Here is a 17,996-nt window from a genome sequence, read left to right as displayed (position 1 = left end):
GAATAGAAAAAGGAGGGATTTTTATGTTGGCTCGTTATACGCTTTACCTCGATTCGTTCGAAGCCATCAAAACGGCGACCAAATGGGCACTCACTGACGACTTCCGGCGTTTGATGGCCGTCAACTACGCCATCCACGACACCCCGTTCGATCCAAATCGGTTTGAACAGGCGCAGGCGGCCGTCAAACAGAAAACCGGCTTGTTCTCCAAATTTCGCGGTAGCAACAACCTCGTCTGGTTATCGTTTCTCGACGCCAGGTATGAAGACGTCGGCCCCGCGATTGACGAAGCACTTCGTCTCGACACGCTGCTCGACCGAAAACATTTCCGTTTCAGCGCGCTGCGGCCGTTCCTCGCGAGCCAGTTGATCAACGTCGACGAACCGGAACGCAGGCTCGATGAGGCAAGCGCCCTCTATCAAGCATTTAAACGCCAGCATCCGTGGCTCACGAGTGAAGAGGATCTGCTGTCGGCACTCGTCCTCGTGCAAGCGTTCGACGACCACACTGAACTGAACGAGCACATCGAATCGTATTACGAGGCGCTGAAAATCCACTTACCACGCTCGAACGAACTGCAGCTCGTGTCGCATTTGCTCACGTTCAGCAAGTTGGACCGAGACGACGCCGTCGCTCGCTTCTTGGACTGGCGCACCCGCCTTGAAAACCAACAGCTTGCCGTCAAGAGTGAGCAGCTACCGTCGCTCGCCTTGCTCTCGATTGTCTCGGCACCGAACGACCAAGACGAACAAGCGATCCTCGACATCACGAACGCTGAAAAAGAGCAGCAACGCTGGTTCAACACGCACGGACTAAACATCGCCATCCAACTCGTCGCCGCGGAACATATTACCGAAGATGCGAGCGACCTGCTACTGAACGGGACGTTCGCTCATTTGCTGGCGATGCAACAAGCGGCCTCGGCGGCAGCAAGCGTCGCCATCATCGCGAGCACGTCGTCAAGCGACTAAAAAAAGAAGGGTTGCCCCTTCTACGTGTAAAGATATACGCTCAAACAGATTAAAACGAACACCGAGTTCACAATCTCAAAGATCCCGATTTTCATGATTGGGATCTTTTTGCCGTAGAAAACGATCGCCCGGACGAGGCTCGGCGCGTATGCGAGCGCCAAGACCGAATAGCCGAACGCGATGAACGCTGCGACGAGCATGAGGTGATACCCCCACGAGATGTTCCGGTACAACGCGCTCTTCTTCTCCCGAATCATCGTCTTGACGTAAAAGATACTGCCGAGGAAATACAAGTATGGCAAGATGAACAGCCAGACGATCGTCGCGCCCAACGTCTGCGCACCCAAGTAATAGCTCGCCATCCCACCGATACAAAATGACGTGACGGCACTGACGTCGTTCCAGACGTTGCGCTCGTCTTTGATTTTGGCGAAATAGGCGTTGACGAGACCGAACGGGATCATCGCGAGGACGAACCAGACGAGACGCCACTCGGTGATGAACACCGGAATGGCAGCGACTGTCGCAATCACGAGATACGTCACGACCATTCGCAACAGCTCAGCCGACTTCTTCCGTTGCTTCACGTATTGGAACAAGAAAAACGTGCCCATGTAGACGAACAACCAAGCGATGGCGAACGGTAAGTGCGCGAGTGTCCATCCTCCGACGATGCCGCCGAGTAAGAACGGTAAAATAAGCATCGACCAGGCGCCGTGCTGTTTTGGAATCATCCATTTCATGTGACTCACTCCTTCTATAATCAGTTTAGAAGAACGGCGTGGGGAAAACTGTGACAAATTTTACAAAACAAAAAACGATCTCAGGCGAGATCGTTTTTTGGTGTTAGTTTGGTCACACTTGGTATGGCTACTTCGACAGCGTCTTCCGTCAACATCTTCGTGACGACACGACCCGCGATTGAGACCGCGATGAGCGTGTAGAGCGCGTTCGAGAGCGGCAAGTAGATGAGCGAGATCGCAAGAACAACCACATCGAAGGCGATGAGAATCGTTCCGACCGATACGCCGGACCACTTTGACAGACCGAGTGCGAATAAATCGTCGCCTCCGGTCGCTCCACCTGACTTCAAGACGAGACCGAGACCGTAGCCGGTCACAATCCCACTCGCAATCGCAGCAAACAGTGTCGCCGGCCAGACCTGGATGTCAAACGTCAACAGGTCGAGTCGATCCCACATCGCATAGCTGAGCGAAAGTGACGCCGCGGCAAGCACGGCTTGTCCGACGAAGCGCCAGCCTTTCCACCAAAGAGCGATTAAAAAGAAGGGGATGTCGAGTACGATCATCGAGATCGCCGGATCGATATCAAATAAATAGCGGCCGAGTAATGCTAACCCGACAAAGCCCCCTTCTGCCAAACCAAACTGTTCATTCAAATAATAATAACCGAACGCCATGATCAGCGTTCCGAGCACTATGGTAGCAACTCGTTTCATTCCGATTGTCCTCCCCGTTTTCAACGGAGAGGAGGATCCTCAGTCGTAGCCGCGGTTCCATCTGTTCCATCTCCGATCTTCCGTTTGTTGATTTTTTACATCGATGTTCGTCTGTAAAAACTCAACGCTAGAAGTCCGGCAATTGAAACAGAGGCCATGTCCTCTCGGTGTCCATAAAGACCTTCCTTTCCCAAATTGCGCGTAATCATGAGACCATTTTAACATACTCTCGCGACTATTTCATTAAATGTACATTTAGTGTAGATTACGTTTCGGTAAATCCTTCTTCCCGAACCACCACCAGTTCCAGTCGCCGAACAGTTTCATCAAGGACGGGACGAGCAACATCCGGATGATCGTCGCATCGATGAAGATGGCGAGCGCGATACCGACCCCGAGCTGTTTGATCGGGCTGACACCGGTGAAAGCGAACGCGCCCGTGACGACGATCATGATAATCGCGGCCGACGTGATAATCTTGCTCGTCTTAGCGAGCCCCATCTCGGTCGCATAGTCGTTATCCCCGGTCTCGCGGTAATACTCCTCGATCCGTGAGACGAGGAACACCTCGTAGTCCATCGACAGGCCGAAAACGAGCGAGAAGATGAACACCGGCGTCAAAATACTGATCGTCTCGGCGTCGTAGACGTAGCCCGACTCAAAGATGATGACCAATAACCCAAACGTCGCCCCGAGTCCGAGCACGTTCATGATGATCGCCTTGATCGGAATCAAGATCGAGCGGAACGCCCACATGAGGATGACCATCGTCGCTAAAATCACGGTCACGACCGCATAGGGGATGCTGTCGTAAATCTCTTCATAGATCTCTTCGTTGAAGGCGGCCGGTCCGCCGACGTCGAAGCCTTGGTCGCGCCAATCGCGGACGAACGCCTGCGCTGCTTTATCACTCGGCGGCACGTCGAAGCTGACGTTGACGAGTGCGAGGTCGGTATTCCCTTCGAGCGTGACGAGACGTTCAAACGCCTCGAGCTGTTCCGGGGCGACTTGAACGAGCTGTTGGAATTCCGCAGCTGTTAAGTTTGATGCGGTCAAGAACGTCGTGACGTTGTCGACAATCGGGTCTTCATTCAACTCGTCTGTAAGGGTTGTCAACTCGTCAAGAATCATCGAGTCGGTCAAATCGTTCGTCTCAAACAACAGCACCGCATCGGTCGACGTCTCGCCGAACACATCGTCCCACCGCTCGAGGGCGGCCCGGGATTCGTACGACGTCGGGAGCGCATCGGCGTCCGGGATGTTCAGTTCTAAGTCGCGGACGAACCAAAGGCTCGGCAACAAAAGGAGCAACGCGACGAGCGTCATCACGACCGGACGCTTCATGACGAACCGGGCCAACTTTTGCCAGCGCACTTCAGAGCGCGTCTCGTTCGTTCTGATGAGACGTCCTTTATTGATGGCATCGCCGACGATATAGAGCGCCGACGGCAAGAGCGTGAGCGCCGATAAGACGGCACCCGCGACCGCAATCAAGGCACCGAGCGCGATCGCTTGAAACACATCGACTTGAATGAACAACAGTCCGGCGAGCCCGACGAAGACGCACAGTCCTGAGAACAGGATCGAGCGACCAGCCGTCGCGACCGTCCGGACGATGGCCGCTTCCCGTGACAGTCCTTTGGCGAGCTCTTCACGGTAACGGTTGACGAGCAGGAGCGAGAAGTCGATCCCGAGCGCAATCGCGATCATCGCGACGGCATTCAATACGAAAATCGATAGCTCCATCGTCTGCGTGAAGAAGAAGAGCGATCCCGCCGCGACGATGAACGTGATCAGTCCAACGAATAAGGGCATGAAAGCGGCGAGCGGTGTCCCGAAGACGAGCAGGAGGACGACGAGCGCGACCGGGATCCCGATCAATTCGGCCCGGATCAAGTCATTTTTCGATGCCTCGTTCAAATCTTGGGCAAAGACCGGCTCCCCGGTCAACCGGACTTCCGTGTCCGTATCTCGAATCAATTCAGCACGAACGTCGGCAATCGCCGCCTCGGCCGCTTCCTGGTCCTCGAACTCGAGCACGAAGTACGCGGCGTCACCTGAACGCGCGTCCGGGTTCTCCGCTGGCGTGATGACGCCATCGACGCCTGAAACAGATTCGAGCCGTGTTTTTTGTTCGGCCATGACCGTCTCTAAGTCACCGCCTTCAAGCAAGACGATCATCGAAGCGCCGGCCCGGTCGAACCGATCGTTCAACGTGTCCTCCACTTGCGCGAAGCGACCATCTTGAACCGCAAACCCGTTTCCTCGCAATTCCCCAGGCAACTGCAATCCGAAGTAAATCGAGACCGCTAATAACACAGTCCACACGGCGACCACCCAAAAGCGCCACCGCACCAAATTTTTACCTAACCGTTCCATCCAAGTCCACCCCTCTCCATCTAAGAAGACTGTTCCCGTTTCGCACGAGTTTCATCAAGTCTTCGCAAAAAAATCCTGAACCGTGAGTTCGGTCCAGGAACGTCAACGCTCGAACACTTGTAGCCAACTATGGCAAAATCGTCGAGGCGTCGATAATACGACGAGGCGGTCTCCCGACTCATCAAGCAACATCACTTTCAATAATTCACTTTCGGCACATACGTCAGAAGCAAACAGCAGACGGTCACGCTTGAACAGCTGGAACGACGTCATCGACGTAATCGCTGTCGTCGCACCGACCTGGTCGACGATAACCGTATCATAATCGCCGCCGTAAGGAATCGTCCATCGTTCACCCGCTTCGACCTGCTCGACCATGAATTGCTGATTCAATTCATCGTAAAGCGTGACGAGGCCCGGGGCCGTGAATCGCTCAAAATCATAAATCGGATGATAGGCTAACTCAATGATGGCGCCAAACTCCGGCGTCTCCTCATAGCGGCTATAGCGGAACGTGTGGTCGGTCATGTTTAACGCCACGATGTCAGATTCCGCCGAGTAGAGAAATAAATCATCTCCTCGCCAATGACATAAATTGCTGAACCAATCGTCATGAAACGTTTTTGGGATTGGGTGACACTCCATCATGCCTTGCTTTAAATCAATGACTCCATACGTTTGCATGTCTCGGAACAGCGCGACGGCTTTTTTTCCATGTGGTTCAATATATAGTGCGCAAGGTGCCGATTTCCACTCGAGTTCCCATCTGATTTGGAACGTTTCGTCGAAAAAGACAAATCCGGTTTGCGCCAAATACAACATCCATCCTCCACCGACGCGCTCTAACCATTCAACCGTCTGATGAAACTGATAGTCTGCTACTTGTTTGTACATTTGATCACTTCCTAGTTTCAGCTTAGCAACGACCGAACGGTTTTTCGATTTTGAATGTGTTCACACGACACATTCTCACTCGGTCCGTTTTTGCTGTATACTGGCTGTAGCAAACCTGAATTTAGAAAGGAGAAACCACATGCGCCCACTACAACTGTCTCCCGAGACGGCGGTCGAGCTTGCCAAAAAGTTGAACGTACCGCTTGAAGAACTCATGCATATGCCAAAACATATCCTCGTTCGGAAGATGATGGAGCTTGAAGCATCTAAGACCGAGCCGAACGAAGAAAAGGAGACGGAATGACGTCTCCTTTTTTTGTTACCCTTGTTTATTCTTCCGTTTTTTCGCGACGTACCAGAGTCCAAGGATGGCAAGCGCAGCCCCACCGGCGACGGCGTACTTGCTGTAATCCGGACGGCGTTCTGTCACGACGAGCGTCGACAGCGGCGCGACGGTGAGGTGCCGGTCTTCGACGAGGCGTGGCGCCGTCAAGTTGACGGTATGGTCCTCGACATGAACTTCGAACTTGCCTGCTGGCAGCTTCACGTCGACCGGTACTTCGAGTCCGTTATGGTAGACGAGATGACGCTCGACATAACCTTCGACGTGACGATGAAGTTCGTAGGCGATTATCCCTTCTTCTTCGTCAAAGAAACGTAAGTGCTTTCGAATCTGTTCGGTGTTCTCGAGACGGAACAACGGATACTGTTTGCGTAAGTTGATCAAGCCTTTCACATATTCGACGCTCGGCGTCTCTTGCTCGGCCCGGGTCCAGTCCAATCGGTTGATGACCTCGCCCGATTTGAAACTGTTCTCGTCCCCGTCTTTCGTGCGGAAAAACTCTTGACCGCTGTGAAGGAACGGAATGCCTTGACTGAGCAGGACGATCGTCGTCGCAAGACGATGACGGCGGCGGCGCGTCGTCTCATTGTCGTCAGGACTAGCGGCGGCAAGTTTGTCCCAAAGCGTCAAGTTGTCATGGCATTCGACGTAGTTGACGACTTGGTTCGGCTCATCGGCGAAGCTTTGACTCGTGACCGCACCGGCGATCCCGCGCTTCACGTCAGCCGTCAGCTCGGCGTTGCCGCTGATCCAGCCCGGCAAGTCTTCGATGAACACGTCACCACGGATTCCGTCCCGGATTGCATCGTTGAACTGGGCGATACGTGGCATTTTATGGGCGTTGTGTTGGTTTGCCTTCTTACGAACTGCCAGTGGTGTATCGAGATCCCAGCCTTCTCCGGTGACGAGGATCGAGGGATCGATCCGGTCGAGTGCTTTGCGGACTTGGTTCATCGTCTTGACGTCATGCAGCCCCATCAAATCAAAGCGGAAGCCGTCGATCATAAACTCTTTGGCCCAATACGAGACGCATTCGACGATCAGCTTGCGCATCATCGCCCGCTCTGACGCCGTATCGTTGCCGCACTCCGAGCCGTCGGCAAGCGTCCCGTCCTCGTTCAACCGATAGTAGTAGTCCGGCACGAACTGGCCGAGCGGTGTCGTCAAAGCGTCATACGTATGGTTGAACACGACGTCCATGATGACGCGGATCCCGCGGTCATGGAGCGCTTGAATCATCGCCTTCAATTCGAGGATACGGGCGGCCGGGTCATCCGCTGTCGAGGCGTACGAACCTTCGACCGCGAAATAATGGACCGGGTCATAGCCCCAGTTATAGTTCGACTCGCTTTCCCGCGACTCGTTGACCGAACCGTAGTCAAAGAACGGCATAAGTTGAAGGTGGGTCACGCCGAGCGCTGTGATGTAGTCGAGCGCTGTCGGGTATCCGTTTTTCGTCTTCGTGCCGGCCTCGGTCATCCCGAGGAATTTACCACGGTGCATGACACCGCCATCCGGATGGCTCGTCAAATCTCTCACATGTGCTTCATAAATGACCGCTTCTTGCGAAGAGTGGAAGAGCGGACGTTCTTTGACCCAATGGTCCGGGTTGATTGAAGACGGGTCGAGCAGGCAGCCCCGCTTCCCGTTGACGCCGACGACTTTCGCATACGGATCGAGGGATTCGATGCGTTTGCCGTCAACGATTGCCTCGAACACGTAAAACTGACCTTCGAATTGCGCCCGGTCAAGCTCGACCATCCATGTCCCTTTTTCGGCCCGTTCGAGCTCGATGCGATCAAACTTACGCGCCCGCGCCGTACGATAAAGCTTCACTGTCATTTGCTCGGCTACCGGCGACCACACCCGCAGACGGATGAGTTCACTTTTAAACGTCACCCCAAGGTCTTTTCCATGATATGCAACGTGATCCAAGTCTACATTTGTCTGTCTATCGATTGTATGTTCCATCGTTTCACTCCTTCACTGCTTCAAATCTGCTATCATTATAACAAAACCCATACAAAGGATGGATGAAACATGGCAAAAGACAATTCTTTTGATATCGTGTCAGAAATGAACCTCGAAGAAGTGAAAAACGCGATCCAAATCGCCGAAAAAGAAATTTTGAACCGTTACGACTTTAAAGGGTCGAAGAGTGAGATGTCACTCGATAACGGTGACCTCGTCCTCGTCTCAGATGACGATTACAAACTCGAACAATTAAAAGACGTCATGATCTCGAAGTTGATCAAGCGCGGCGTGCCGACGAAAAACCTCGACTATCAAAAAATCGAACGCGCACTCGGCGGTACCGTCCGTCAACGTGTCAAGTTGAAGAGCGGAATCGACAAAGACGATGCCAAGAAGATCAACAACGCCATCAAAGAGTCGAAGTTGAAAGTGAAATCGCAAATTCAAGACGATCAAATTCGTGTGACGGCCAAGTCACGGGATGACCTACAAGCGGTCATGCAACTCGTCCGTGAGCTCGAGTTATCGGTCGATGCCCAGTTCACGAACTACCGATGAAACTCGCCATCATCAGTGACCCACACGGTTCGTTTGATGATTTGAAAGCCGTCCTCAAGGCGGTCAGGCGCGAGACCGAGCACATCCTCTGCCTCGGCGACTTGTACGAGTGCCATATCGGCAAAAAACGGCGCAACGAACGGTTTCATGACGTCTCTGACGTCATGACGTTTGACGAGCAGTATGAGGCGCTCTTGACGTTCCCGAGCCTGCGCGGCAACCAAGAAGAACGGATTGACGAAGTGCTCATCGTGTCGCACCCTGTCAAGACCCGCATCTCATTATTGCCTGAACAGACGACACTCGATGAGGCGCTGTTCTTACATGGTCACCAAATCGAGTGGAGCGCCGACTGGGAGCCGATCGTCGAAAAAGGCAAGTACCCGCTCGTCTTCATCGGGCATAGTCATATTCCGGGCATCTACCGGAAAGGCCGCTCGATTCCCTGGGAAATCGGGACACCGTTCAAGTTGAAGAAGAAGCGCTACGTCATCAACGTCGGCGCCGTCATCTTCGACCGGGAATGGTGTCTGTATGATACGAAGACGCGAACAGTTACGCGGATGAAAGCATAAAAACACTCCGAACGCATGCGAACTGCACCTTTGATTGTTAGACACATCTAACAATCAAAGGTGCAGTTCATTTTAAGGATGATTTATTTTACTTGTACATTTTCCCAACCCTCTTGAGTATGTGCTCGGATAATCTTACCTTCATTAGAAATAAAAGTTACATTCTTTCCATCAATTTTATATGTCGTTTTAGGATATGTTATTTTTAATTTGTCATACTCAGGGTGATCGTACATAAAATCATAGCCAAACTCTATAAGTGGTGCTACGTCTTTTATTTCATCGTACAACCACTCATGATTTTCTTCATATTGATTTGCTAGTTCTCTCTGTTGACGTTCCAATTTGTATATTTCGTCTTTGGTCATCGTCATAGATTCAGTTGACACTTGTTTTGTATGTTGAATTTTCATTTCACTATACTCATTGATCAGGGTCGGAACGATTGCAACTACAAGTACAATAAATATCAATAAACCTGTGTATGTCGCCTTCTTACTCTTTTTTTGAAGTACTTTTTTCATATGGTTCTCTCCTTGTACGTGCACTTACGAACGAAGTATTTCGTTTCGGAGAAAAGCACTCGGCCAATCGTCAACCGAACCGAACATCGCAATACGAATAGACCCGAAAATGCGTTCCAACTATGTTTTAATATCTTCTCAAGCATTCTTCTATCCCTCTCCTCAATCGAGTTAACTTATCGGTGAATAAATCACGTTAAGAGCTGAATCAAAGTAAACCGATACACTAACTTTCGACATTTGGAAAGGATTGCCTTTAGAAGAAGTCGTTTATTAACGATGTCGTGCGCCAACTTAGAATGGCACAATATATGCCACTTTTGATGACATCATGAAAACGCTAGGTTTTATCTGGTCTATCATAGAAAGTGATAGTAATTGCACCTTATACTCTTTGAACCTTTATCTCTTCCATACTATTAAAAACAAGATCAAGATGCTTGAAGAAAATCCCATCTCAAAAATAATATGATAATATTTCAAACGAAGGATAAAATGGTATTTTTCTACAGGAGGAAATTGATTTGAACATTGAGAAGGAACTTTACGACGCTACTGTAGCATTTATCAAACAACGATACCCTGTCGGTTGGGGCGGTGCTGCAGCTATGTATACGGATCAAGGTGATGTGCTAATAAGCGTATCGCCAGAAGTTATTAACGCTTCAACCGAATTATGTATGGAGACTGGGGCAATCCTAGAAGCTCATAAGCTAAACTCTAAAGTGACTCATTCGATATGCGTCGTTCGTGATGATGAAAACGCTAACTTCAAAGTGCTCACACCATGCGGCGTCTGCCAAGAAAGACTTTATTACTGGGGTTCACAAGTAAAGGCGGCAATAACTTCAGACAAGAACGAATTAATCTACAAAAAATTAGAAGAAATCCAGCCTTTCCATTGGACAAAAGCATACCTTGAGATTGGAATGGAAATCGAAAAAAGATTGTGAAAAAGGGATGAATTCATCCCTTTTTCACGTTTATATAGATGATTACAATGCAAGATGAATCAAGGCAAAATTAAAACTGAGCCCGGTGTAGTACCGGACCCAGTTCGTTCACGCAGCCTAAATGAAATAACCGTGTCTAACTTTCAGGGGTCACTTCAGCGTTCGGAATGTTTTTATTTACATTTCTTCTGGAGCTTGGACACCGATTAAACGGAGTCCTTCCGTCAAGACGATCGTCACGGCTTTGACGAGCGCGAGACGCGATTGTTTGCCCGCATCTTCTTCAAGCACACGGACGTGGCCATAATACTTGTTGAACGATTGCGCCAAGTCGAGGACATAACGGCTGATGATCGACGGCTCACGGCGCTCATGAGCACGCGTGATGACGTGTGGGAACGCGTTGAGCATCGTCACGACGCCCCACGTGTGGTCGTCGTTCGCACCTGCGAACGTCGAACCGTCGTAGTTGCCTTTACGGAGGAGCGAGTTCGCCCGTGCGTTCGTGTACTGCACGTAAGGTCCCGTCTCCCCTTCGAACTTGAGCATGCTGTCAAGGTCGAACTCGATGTTGTTGATGCGCTCATTCTTCAAATCGTGGAAGATGACGGCGCCGACGCCGACCATACGAGCCACGTTCTCTGCGTTTGGAAGCTCAGGGTTCTTCTGTTCGATGTTCGCTTGCGCTTTCTCGATCGCTTCTTTCAATACTTCTTCAAGTAGGACGATGCGGCCTTTACGTGTCGACATCTTCTTCCCTTCTTGCAAGATCAAGCCGAACGGTACGTGGTGCATGCCGTCGACGAAGTCGTAACCGAGCTTGCGGAGTACCGAGAACAACTGTTTGAAGTGGAGCGCCTGCTCGCCACCGACGACGTAGTTCGCTTGGACGAATTTGTACGTCTCATGACGATAGACGGCCGCAGCCAAATCACGTGTCGCGTAAAGCGTCGCGCCGTCTTTCTTTGTGATCAGGCAAGGTGGCAAGTTCTCGTCTTCAAGCGAGACGACCATCGCCCCTTCACTCTCGACGAGCAGGTTCTTCTCTTCGAGCATGGCGACGATCCGGTCCATCTTGTCGTTGTAGAACGCTTCACCGTGGAAGCTGTCAAACTCGACACCGAGGAGATCGTATACTTTTTGGAACTCTTTGAGCGACTCGTCACGGAACCACGTCCACAGTTCGGTCGCTTCAACGTTACCGTCCTCGAGCTTTTTGAACCAAGCACGGCCCTCGTCTTCAAGCTCAGGCTGAGTTTTCACTTCTTCATGGAAGTGAACGTATAGCTTTAAGAGCTCAGCGATCGGATTTGCCCGGACCGCTTCCTCATCGCCCCACTTCTTATAAGCGACCATGAGTTTCCCGAATTGTGTACCCCAGTCGCCGAGGTGGTTGACACCGACGACGTTGTAGCCGTTTTTGCGAGCGATCTGGTTGATGGCGTTACCGATGACCGTCGAGCGCAAGTGTCCCATCGAGAACGGTTTGGCGATGTTAGGTGACGAGAAGTCCGTGACAATCGTCTCGTTGCGTGTCGCATGCGTCGCGTAATCCGCTTGCTCGTCGAGAACCGTGTTAATGATTTCCTGCGAGACGACGTCACGGCTCAAGAAGACGTTCACATATGGACCGGCCGCTTCAACTTTTGTGAACAGTTCGTCGTTCAATTCACCGGCGATGTCAGTCGCAATCATGACCGGCGCTTTCCGGTACGCCTTGGCGAGTTGGAAGCATGGGAACGCGAGATCCCCGTGCGCCTCATGTTTTGGTTTTTCAATCAATGCCTCAATCTGGTCGAGCGTGAGTTCGTCACCGATGACACGTGACAGAGCCTCCGCATACTTGCGTTCATAACTCATGTAAATTTCCTCCTTCAAATCTAGTCATAAAAAAAACGCCCTTTGCACAGATGCAAAGAGACGGGTTGGCCCGCGGTACCACTCTTCTTGCCTGCTTTACACAGACCACTTTAACGGTGATAACGGGGGGCCCCCGGCTACGCCTACTCGCTTCGGATAGCATCTCAAAAGTGCGTTTCGCGATGTTTGTCAGCCTAGGCTCTCACCAATCCCTAGGTCGCTTTGTTGACTAAACGATCGTTACTCTCTTTTTCATCGACTTTCGTCTATGTGGTTGAAAAGCAACTTCATTATAGAGGATATTTGATGTAGACTCAATGCTAGAATTCAGCCATTATGATGAATAGGCAGGACTTGGGCGCAACCGTGCCGAATCTCCTACCATACATATGAGAAGACTTTTCCCACACAGGAGGGAACTATGAATCATTTTCGCAAAATGTCCGTCCTCGGTTGGAGCATTTGGAGTTTGATCGTTTTACTGACCATCACCTTGTTTACAACCGGTGTTCTTGATATTCCGGCGATCGAGCCGCTTCCGTTCATCTTGATCGCGCTGCTCGTCGTCATTTTCCAAATGGACTCGATTGAACGAAAAGGCATTTATTTCACGTTTTCAGAAAGCATCGTCCTCATCATCTTTTTATTCTTTGATTTTGAGACGGCGCTCCTCGTCAACCAAATCGGACTTCTCGTCTTTCAGTTCGCCAACCTAAAACCGCGCGTCGCGCTCCGCCGCTTTCGGTTCACTTATCCTTGGAACGCGATCACGTCATTTTTAGAAATCGCCATCCCGGCAAGTGTTTACTTGGCCCTCGGAGGTGAAACTGGTCTTGGCTTCTATTCGCAGGATTCGTTCGTTCCGCTCGTCGGTCTGATCATTGCCATCATTTTGAACACGGTCGTCCAGAAGTATCAGGTCGGCTGGTGGTTCCGCGTCGATATCCCGGTCCGTGATTTTTTGAGCATCGCGTTTTACACATACATCGTCAGTTTGGTCTTCATCTTCGCCGCGTCGTTCTTCCGTGAGACGAACTTGCTCGTCGTCAGCAGCATCGCGGCCGCCCTCACGTTCTTTATTAAGCGGTTGATGATTCAAAAAGGGCGCCAAGACGCGTTCAAGTCATTGATCGAACAGTACGATGAAGCGAAAGAGGCCGTCTCCCTGTCTCAAAGCGAGGCCCAGGCGATTGAAGTGTTCTTGAGTCAATGTGAGCGCCTCAACCAATATGATAAAGGGTTTGTCGAGTTCGTCCTGTTCGACCGAACGCTCTATTTCGATTTGTTGACGCGACAGCCGATCGACCGTCCGCTCGTCTTCGACTTGATGGAAGCGCGCCATCCACACGCCAAGTCTGTCGATTATGAGATGCGCTTCGAATGGGACGCAGCGTTGTCAGATGCGTTTCATGACGATTACCACAGCTTCATCTCGGTCCAGTCAGAAGAGATTGACGGGATTCGCACACGTATCGTCATGATCGGTGAACACGTCTATGGCTATCCGCCCATCATTCAAAACGAGATGGTAAAACTGTTGAAATCGTTCAACCGAACGATCAGCCGATGCCACGAACGCGACCGCCTATACACGGAAAGCCGCACCGATAGCTTGACGCTGCTCGCCAATGCGCGCGCGTTCTACGAGTATGGGATTCAACAAATCTCGGACGGCTCGATGTACCCGATCTCGGTCGCGATGCTCGACATCGACTTCTTTAAAAAAATCAATGACACGCACGGTCACCAAGTCGGAGACAGCGTGCTCCAAGAGTTCGGGCGGCGAATCCGGCAAATGCTCCGGACCGATGACTTTGCGGCCCGTTACGGGGGCGAGGAGTTCATCTTGCTGCTCAATCATTGCGACGTCGACCAAGCCGTCGATATCGCCGAACGGATTCGGCAGAAGATTGAAGATAAGCCGTTCCGTGTCGATGGGGTCGATATTCCCGTGACCGCCTCGATCGGTGTCGATACGATTCAAGCGTTCGGCGACAAACGGCTTGATGATACGATTCGTAACGCTGACCGGGCCCTTTACGTCGGCGGCAAGTACGCCGGTCGTAACCGCGTCGCCCATTACAACTTTTTGACGACATGACTTCCCCCCGCGTCCACTGGCGCAGGGGGATTTCTGTTGACAACCCGATTTGAAACAGGTACGTTAGGAAACGTGTCTAACAACTACATCATGACGACTTTTTATCAAGAGAGACGGAGGGACTGGCCCTTAGATGTCTCGGCAGCGGGTAACCTGTGCCAAATCCAGCGAGCGTTCTGCTCGAAAGATGAAAAGGGTGTCTCTTACAGAGAGAGCCTTTTTCGGAAGGCTCTTTTTTTCTACTCTATGAAATGAGGTGAATCGATTGGAACAACCAACAGCTAACAAATGGGCACTCTTGCCCTTGCTCGTCTTCCTCGTCTTCTTCATCGGGGCGGGTATTTATTATGGCGACTTTTACAAGTTCCCGGTGCTGATCGCGGCGTTGATCGCTTTAATTGTCGCTGCGATGATGACGAAAGGAAGCGTCACTCAGACCGTTGAGCGCATCGCCCAAGGTGCCGGTAATCCAGGCATCTTGATCATGATATTCATCTTCCTGCTCGCCGGTGCGTTCTCGAGCGTCGCCGGTGCAATCGGTGCGATTGACGCGACGGTCAATGCGGCCTTGACGTTCCTGCCACCGTCACTCTTACTGAGCGGACTGTTCGTCATCGCCGCTTTCATCTCGATGGCGATGGGCACATCGACCGGTACGATTGCCGCGCTCGCCCCGATCGCGCTCGGCATCCATCAAGAGAGCGGGGTCAATATCGCGATCGCGGCCGCGGCCGTTGTCGGCGGGGCCATGTTCGGAGACAATTTGTCGTTCATCTCGGATACGACGATCGCCGCCGTCCGGACACAACGGACGAACATGCGCGACAAGTTCCGGACCAACTTTTGGATCGTGCTCCCGGCCGCAATCATCACGACCGTCCTGTTAGCCGTTCTCTCAAGCGGAGAGTCGACGATTGAAGTGGCCGCGTTCGAATGGTACAAGTTGATTCCGTATCTCGCCGTCATCGTCCTCGCCTTGACCGGACTGAACGTCATCCTCGTTTTGCTCGGCGGCATCGCGCTCGCTGGCATCATCGGGCTGATTGACGGAAGCTTGGCCGTCACGTCTTACGTCACGGCGATGGCCGACGGCATGATGGGCATGGCCGAGATCTCGCTCTTGACGTTATTCATGGGCGGACTCGTCGGACTCATCTCGCATAACGGTGGACTCACCTATTTACGAGACGCACTCACGTCACGGATTCAACGCCGGGCTGGTGCGGAATGGAGCATCGCCGGGCTCGTCAGTGCGACGAACGTCGCGACGGCGAACAATACGATCTCGATTCTCGTAGCAGGCCCGCTTGCCGCGAATATCGCCGATACGTATGACATCGAACGGAAAAAGTCAGCGAGCGTACTCGACATCTTCTCGTGCGGGGTACAAGGACTTCTGCCTTACGGGGCGCAGCTCCTCATCGCCGCCGAGTTGACGAACACGGCGTCCCCCGCCCTCGTCCCGTATATGTTCTATCCGTTCCTCCTGTTCATTTGCGGAGGCTTGGCGATCGTCTTCAACTTCCCACGTTTCAAAAAAACCAACTAAGCAAAAATCCTCGAAGGCGGTCGCCTTCGAGGATTTTTATGTTCTCGCTTCACGTTTACGTTTGAGCTCTTCGTTCCGTTTTTTGAAAGCGCGCCGTTTGAGAAGTTCTTCGAGACCCCGGCTGATCGCCCACAATACGAGCAAGAGCAAGCCGAGCATCGACAAGCGGAACGGGCTTTGGATGAACTCTTGCCACTGATCACCGATGACCGAGAAGATGACGACGACGAGCAGTTTCCCGAATCCGGCCGCCAATACGAACGTCCGGAGCGGCATTTGAATCAAGGCGAGTAAGTACGTGATCAAACTGACCGGGATGAACGGCAACGAATATAAGAATCCGAGCGAGATTGGACTCATATGGTTGATGCGATCGAGCCAATAGACACCCTGTTTATGTTTTTCGAGCCAACGCGTCATCGGTTTGCGGAACACGTATCGGACGGCGGCGAACACGAGGAGCGTCCCTGCCAAACTGCCGATCCACGATAAGAGCACACCGAGCCAGAAGCCATACGTGGCCGCGTTCGCCGAGATGATCAAGACGAGCGGGAGGAACGGGAAAATCGCTTCCAGGAACGGGGCCCCGAGTCCAGCCCAAGGACCTCCCGGCAGTCCTTGGAGCCATTCGATGATGTTCAATATATATTGTTGGAGTGATGTGAGCATCTCAGTTTCCACCTTCGGCTTTCGTTACTACCTTTTACCCGAATTCGTTCAAGAGGACGCATCCCCCTGCCCTCCTCAAAAAAAAATAAAAAGTATTTGCGAAATTTCACTGTGATATCTATCATATAATAATGGACTTGTGGTTGCAGGCAAGTTCATTCGTCGAACGACACAACCCAACGTTCGTTTTCCTGCAAAAAACTGAACACAGGGGAGCAATAACATGGAAACAAAACCAATGCGGGTCTTACTGTACTATAAGTACGTCAACATCGAGGACCCAGAAACACTGACACAACAACACCTCAAGTATTGTAAGGACCTCGGGATCAAAGGACGTATCTTGATTTCTTCCGAAGGAATCAACGGGACGTGCTCGGGCACTTGGGAACAAACCGAACAGTACATGAACGACTTGAAAGCCGATCCATACTTCAGCGACATCGAGTTCAAAATCGATGAAGTCGAAGAGCATGCTTTCAAGAAAATCTTTGTCCGTCACAAACAAGAGCTCGTGACGTGGCGCTTTGATGGCGAGTTCGACGTGCCTAAACAACACGGTGCGTATCTCGAACCGGAAGAATGGAAAGAGATGATGAATCGCGATGATGTCGTCATCCTCGACGTTCGTAACAACTACGAGTACGATCTTGGTCACTTCAAAAATGCGATCAAAATCGACGTAGAGGCTTCTCGTTACATGCCAGACTGGCTCGAGGAGAACAAAGACCTCTACGAAGGGAAAACACTTCTCACGTACTGTACCGGAGGCGTCCGTTGCGAGAAATTTACCGCATATATGCGTGACCAAGGTCACGACAACATCTTCCATTTAAAAGGCGGCGTCGCCATGTACGGCAAGGACGAAGCGACGCAAGGTGAAAACTGGGACGGCGAGCTTTACGTCTTTGACGAGCGCATCAACGTCCCGGTCAACACGGTCAATCCGTCAGTCGTTTCAGCATGTATGCACTGCGGAACGAAGACGGTCCGTTACGTTAATTGTGCCAACCCGGTATGTAACGCCCAACACTTCTGTTGTGAAGAGTGTGAGCCGAAACAGATGCGTTCATGCTCGAAAGAGTGTCAGGAGCATCCACGCAACCGCTTTATCATCGAGAACATCGCGGAAAAACTTCAAGAGACTGAAGGCGTCGTCGGGTAACAAAAATCGACCGAATAGCGTC

General features: G+C 51.6%; 16 protein-coding genes, 1 riboswitch and 1 other annotated feature. Of the genes, 8 read left to right on the top strand and 8 right to left on the bottom strand.

Annotated elements, in window-relative coordinates; all coding sequences use genetic code 11:
• The first annotated feature begins 23 nt into the window (after positions 1-23).
• On the top strand, positions 24-971 hold the full coding sequence (locus EVJ21_RS12030) for a DUF4003 family protein (RefSeq protein WP_236633532.1): 948 nt from the start codon (positions 24-26) through the stop codon (positions 969-971).
• 20 nt (positions 972-991) lie between these two features.
• On the opposite strand, the gene EVJ21_RS12025 is transcribed toward EVJ21_RS12030, so the two are convergent.
• From EVJ21_RS12025 to EVJ21_RS12010, 4 genes are all read right to left on the bottom strand, one after another.
• Positions 992-1,714, bottom strand: a complete 723-nt coding sequence (locus EVJ21_RS12025; RefSeq protein ID WP_131490616.1) for a YwiC-like family protein — start codon at positions 1,712-1,714, stop codon at positions 992-994.
• Between the two features lie 80 nt (positions 1,715-1,794).
• Entirely contained in the window at positions 1,795-2,430 is a 636-nt protein-coding gene (locus tag EVJ21_RS12020; RefSeq protein WP_070329202.1) for a YitT family protein, read from the bottom strand.
• Positions 2,431-2,685: 255 nt separating this feature from the next.
• Complete coding sequence (locus tag EVJ21_RS12015) at positions 2,686-4,809, bottom strand: MMPL family transporter (RefSeq protein ID WP_070329201.1); 2,124 nt, start codon at positions 4,807-4,809, stop codon at positions 2,686-2,688.
• Between the two features lie 102 nt (positions 4,810-4,911).
• Positions 4,912-5,703 carry a hypothetical protein gene (locus EVJ21_RS12010; RefSeq protein WP_131469050.1) on the bottom strand — a complete coding sequence of 264 codons (792 nt, stop codon included), beginning with the start codon at positions 5,701-5,703 and terminating at the stop codon, positions 4,912-4,914.
• Between the two features lie 139 nt (positions 5,704-5,842).
• Between EVJ21_RS12010 and EVJ21_RS12005 the strand changes: the two genes are divergently transcribed.
• Positions 5,843-6,007 carry a YycC family protein gene (locus EVJ21_RS12005; protein WP_016509685.1) on the top strand — a complete coding sequence of 55 codons (165 nt, stop codon included), beginning with the start codon at positions 5,843-5,845 and terminating at the stop codon, positions 6,005-6,007.
• A 15-nt stretch (positions 6,008-6,022) separates the two neighbouring features.
• Here EVJ21_RS12005 and pulA read toward each other — a convergent pair whose 3' ends face one another.
• On the bottom strand, positions 6,023-8,017 hold the full coding sequence (gene pulA, locus EVJ21_RS12000; RefSeq protein ID WP_070329199.1) for a type I pullulanase: 1,995 nt from the start codon (positions 8,015-8,017) through the stop codon (positions 6,023-6,025).
• 69 nt (positions 8,018-8,086) lie between these two features.
• Between pulA and EVJ21_RS11995 the strand changes: the two genes are divergently transcribed.
• Complete coding sequence (locus EVJ21_RS11995) at positions 8,087-8,578, top strand: YajQ family cyclic di-GMP-binding protein (protein ID WP_034780837.1); 492 nt, start codon at positions 8,087-8,089, stop codon at positions 8,576-8,578.
• Positions 8,575-9,153 (top strand): metallophosphoesterase family protein, encoded by a 579-nt coding sequence (locus EVJ21_RS11990; protein WP_070329198.1) that lies wholly within the window; start codon positions 8,575-8,577, stop codon positions 9,151-9,153. Before EVJ21_RS11995 ends, EVJ21_RS11990 begins: the two co-directional genes overlap by 4 nt.
• Before the next feature lie 83 nt (positions 9,154-9,236).
• Here EVJ21_RS11990 and EVJ21_RS11985 read toward each other — a convergent pair whose 3' ends face one another.
• On the bottom strand, positions 9,237-9,677 hold the full coding sequence (locus EVJ21_RS11985; protein WP_131490615.1) for a hypothetical protein: 441 nt from the start codon (positions 9,675-9,677) through the stop codon (positions 9,237-9,239).
• A gap of 524 nt (positions 9,678-10,201) precedes the next feature.
• Here EVJ21_RS11985 and EVJ21_RS11980 point away from each other — a divergent pair.
• Positions 10,202-10,630 (top strand): cytidine deaminase, encoded by a 429-nt coding sequence (locus EVJ21_RS11980; protein ID WP_131490614.1) that lies wholly within the window; start codon positions 10,202-10,204, stop codon positions 10,628-10,630.
• A 177-nt stretch (positions 10,631-10,807) separates the two neighbouring features.
• Here EVJ21_RS11980 and argS read toward each other — a convergent pair whose 3' ends face one another.
• Complete coding sequence (gene argS / locus EVJ21_RS11975; protein WP_131490613.1) at positions 10,808-12,490, bottom strand: arginine--tRNA ligase; 1,683 nt, start codon at positions 12,488-12,490, stop codon at positions 10,808-10,810.
• 53 nt (positions 12,491-12,543) lie between these two features.
• Positions 12,544-12,755 (bottom strand) — a binding site (T-box leader).
• Between the two features lie 156 nt (positions 12,756-12,911).
• Between argS and EVJ21_RS11970 the strand changes: the two genes are divergently transcribed.
• Both EVJ21_RS11970 and EVJ21_RS11965 read left to right on the top strand, forming a co-directional pair.
• Positions 12,912-14,591 carry a GGDEF domain-containing protein gene (locus tag EVJ21_RS11970; RefSeq protein ID WP_236633531.1) on the top strand — a complete coding sequence of 560 codons (1,680 nt, stop codon included), beginning with the start codon at positions 12,912-12,914 and terminating at the stop codon, positions 14,589-14,591.
• 98 nt (positions 14,592-14,689) lie between these two features.
• A riboswitch (SAM riboswitch) is annotated at positions 14,690-14,785 on the top strand.
• 71 nt (positions 14,786-14,856) lie between these two features.
• Entirely contained in the window at positions 14,857-16,140 is a 1,284-nt protein-coding gene (locus EVJ21_RS11965; protein WP_070329196.1) for a Na+/H+ antiporter NhaC family protein, read from the top strand.
• Positions 16,141-16,176: 36 nt separating this feature from the next.
• On the opposite strand, the gene EVJ21_RS11960 is transcribed toward EVJ21_RS11965, so the two are convergent.
• A complete protein-coding gene (locus EVJ21_RS11960) occupies positions 16,177-16,809 on the bottom strand; it encodes a TVP38/TMEM64 family protein (protein WP_131441650.1) in 633 nt (210 codons plus the stop codon).
• Between the two features lie 223 nt (positions 16,810-17,032).
• On the opposite strand from EVJ21_RS11960, the gene trhO reads away from it, so the two are divergent.
• Entirely contained in the window at positions 17,033-17,974 is a 942-nt protein-coding gene (gene trhO / locus EVJ21_RS11955; protein WP_070329194.1) for an oxygen-dependent tRNA uridine(34) hydroxylase TrhO, read from the top strand.
• Positions 17,975-17,996 lie beyond the last annotated feature (22 nt).

Source organism: Exiguobacterium sp. SH0S2 (assembly GCF_004337185.1).
GTDB lineage: Bacteria > Bacillota > Bacilli > Exiguobacteriales > Exiguobacteriaceae > Exiguobacterium > Exiguobacterium aurantiacum_A.
The sequence above is the reverse complement of the archived record's forward strand: the minus strand, read 5'-3'. Positions and strand labels throughout refer to the sequence as shown.

What these genes read in the sequence shown, in the direction of transcription:
- trhO (WP_070329194.1), top strand. Translation starts at nt 17,033, where the DNA reads ATGGAAACAAAACCAATGCGGGTCTTACTGTACTATAAGTACGTCAAC.
- EVJ21_RS12030 (WP_236633532.1), top strand. Translation starts at nt 24, where the DNA reads ATGTTGGCTCGTTATACGCTTTACCTCGATTCGTTCGAAGCCATCAAA.
- EVJ21_RS11990 (WP_070329198.1), top strand. Translation starts at nt 8,575, where the DNA reads ATGAAACTCGCCATCATCAGTGACCCACACGGTTCGTTTGATGATTTG.
- EVJ21_RS11960 (WP_131441650.1), bottom strand. Translation starts at nt 16,809, where the DNA reads ATGCTCACATCACTCCAACAATATATATTGAACATCATCGAATGGCTC.
- EVJ21_RS12005 (WP_016509685.1), top strand. Translation starts at nt 5,843, where the DNA reads ATGCGCCCACTACAACTGTCTCCCGAGACGGCGGTCGAGCTTGCCAAA.
- argS (WP_131490613.1), bottom strand. Translation starts at nt 12,490, where the DNA reads ATGAGTTATGAACGCAAGTATGCGGAGGCTCTGTCACGTGTCATCGGT.
- pulA (WP_070329199.1), bottom strand. Translation starts at nt 8,017, where the DNA reads ATGGAACATACAATCGATAGACAGACAAATGTAGACTTGGATCACGTT.
- EVJ21_RS12015 (WP_070329201.1), bottom strand. Translation starts at nt 4,809, where the DNA reads ATGGAACGGTTAGGTAAAAATTTGGTGCGGTGGCGCTTTTGGGTGGTC.
- EVJ21_RS12020 (WP_070329202.1), bottom strand. Translation starts at nt 2,430, where the DNA reads ATGAAACGAGTTGCTACCATAGTGCTCGGAACGCTGATCATGGCGTTC.
- EVJ21_RS11985 (WP_131490615.1), bottom strand. Translation starts at nt 9,677, where the DNA reads ATGAAAAAAGTACTTCAAAAAAAGAGTAAGAAGGCGACATACACAGGT.
- EVJ21_RS12010 (WP_131469050.1), bottom strand. Translation starts at nt 5,703, where the DNA reads ATGTACAAACAAGTAGCAGACTATCAGTTTCATCAGACGGTTGAATGG.
- EVJ21_RS11970 (WP_236633531.1), top strand. Translation starts at nt 12,912, where the DNA reads ATGAATCATTTTCGCAAAATGTCCGTCCTCGGTTGGAGCATTTGGAGT.
- EVJ21_RS11995 (WP_034780837.1), top strand. Translation starts at nt 8,087, where the DNA reads ATGGCAAAAGACAATTCTTTTGATATCGTGTCAGAAATGAACCTCGAA.
- EVJ21_RS12025 (WP_131490616.1), bottom strand. Translation starts at nt 1,714, where the DNA reads ATGAAATGGATGATTCCAAAACAGCACGGCGCCTGGTCGATGCTTATT.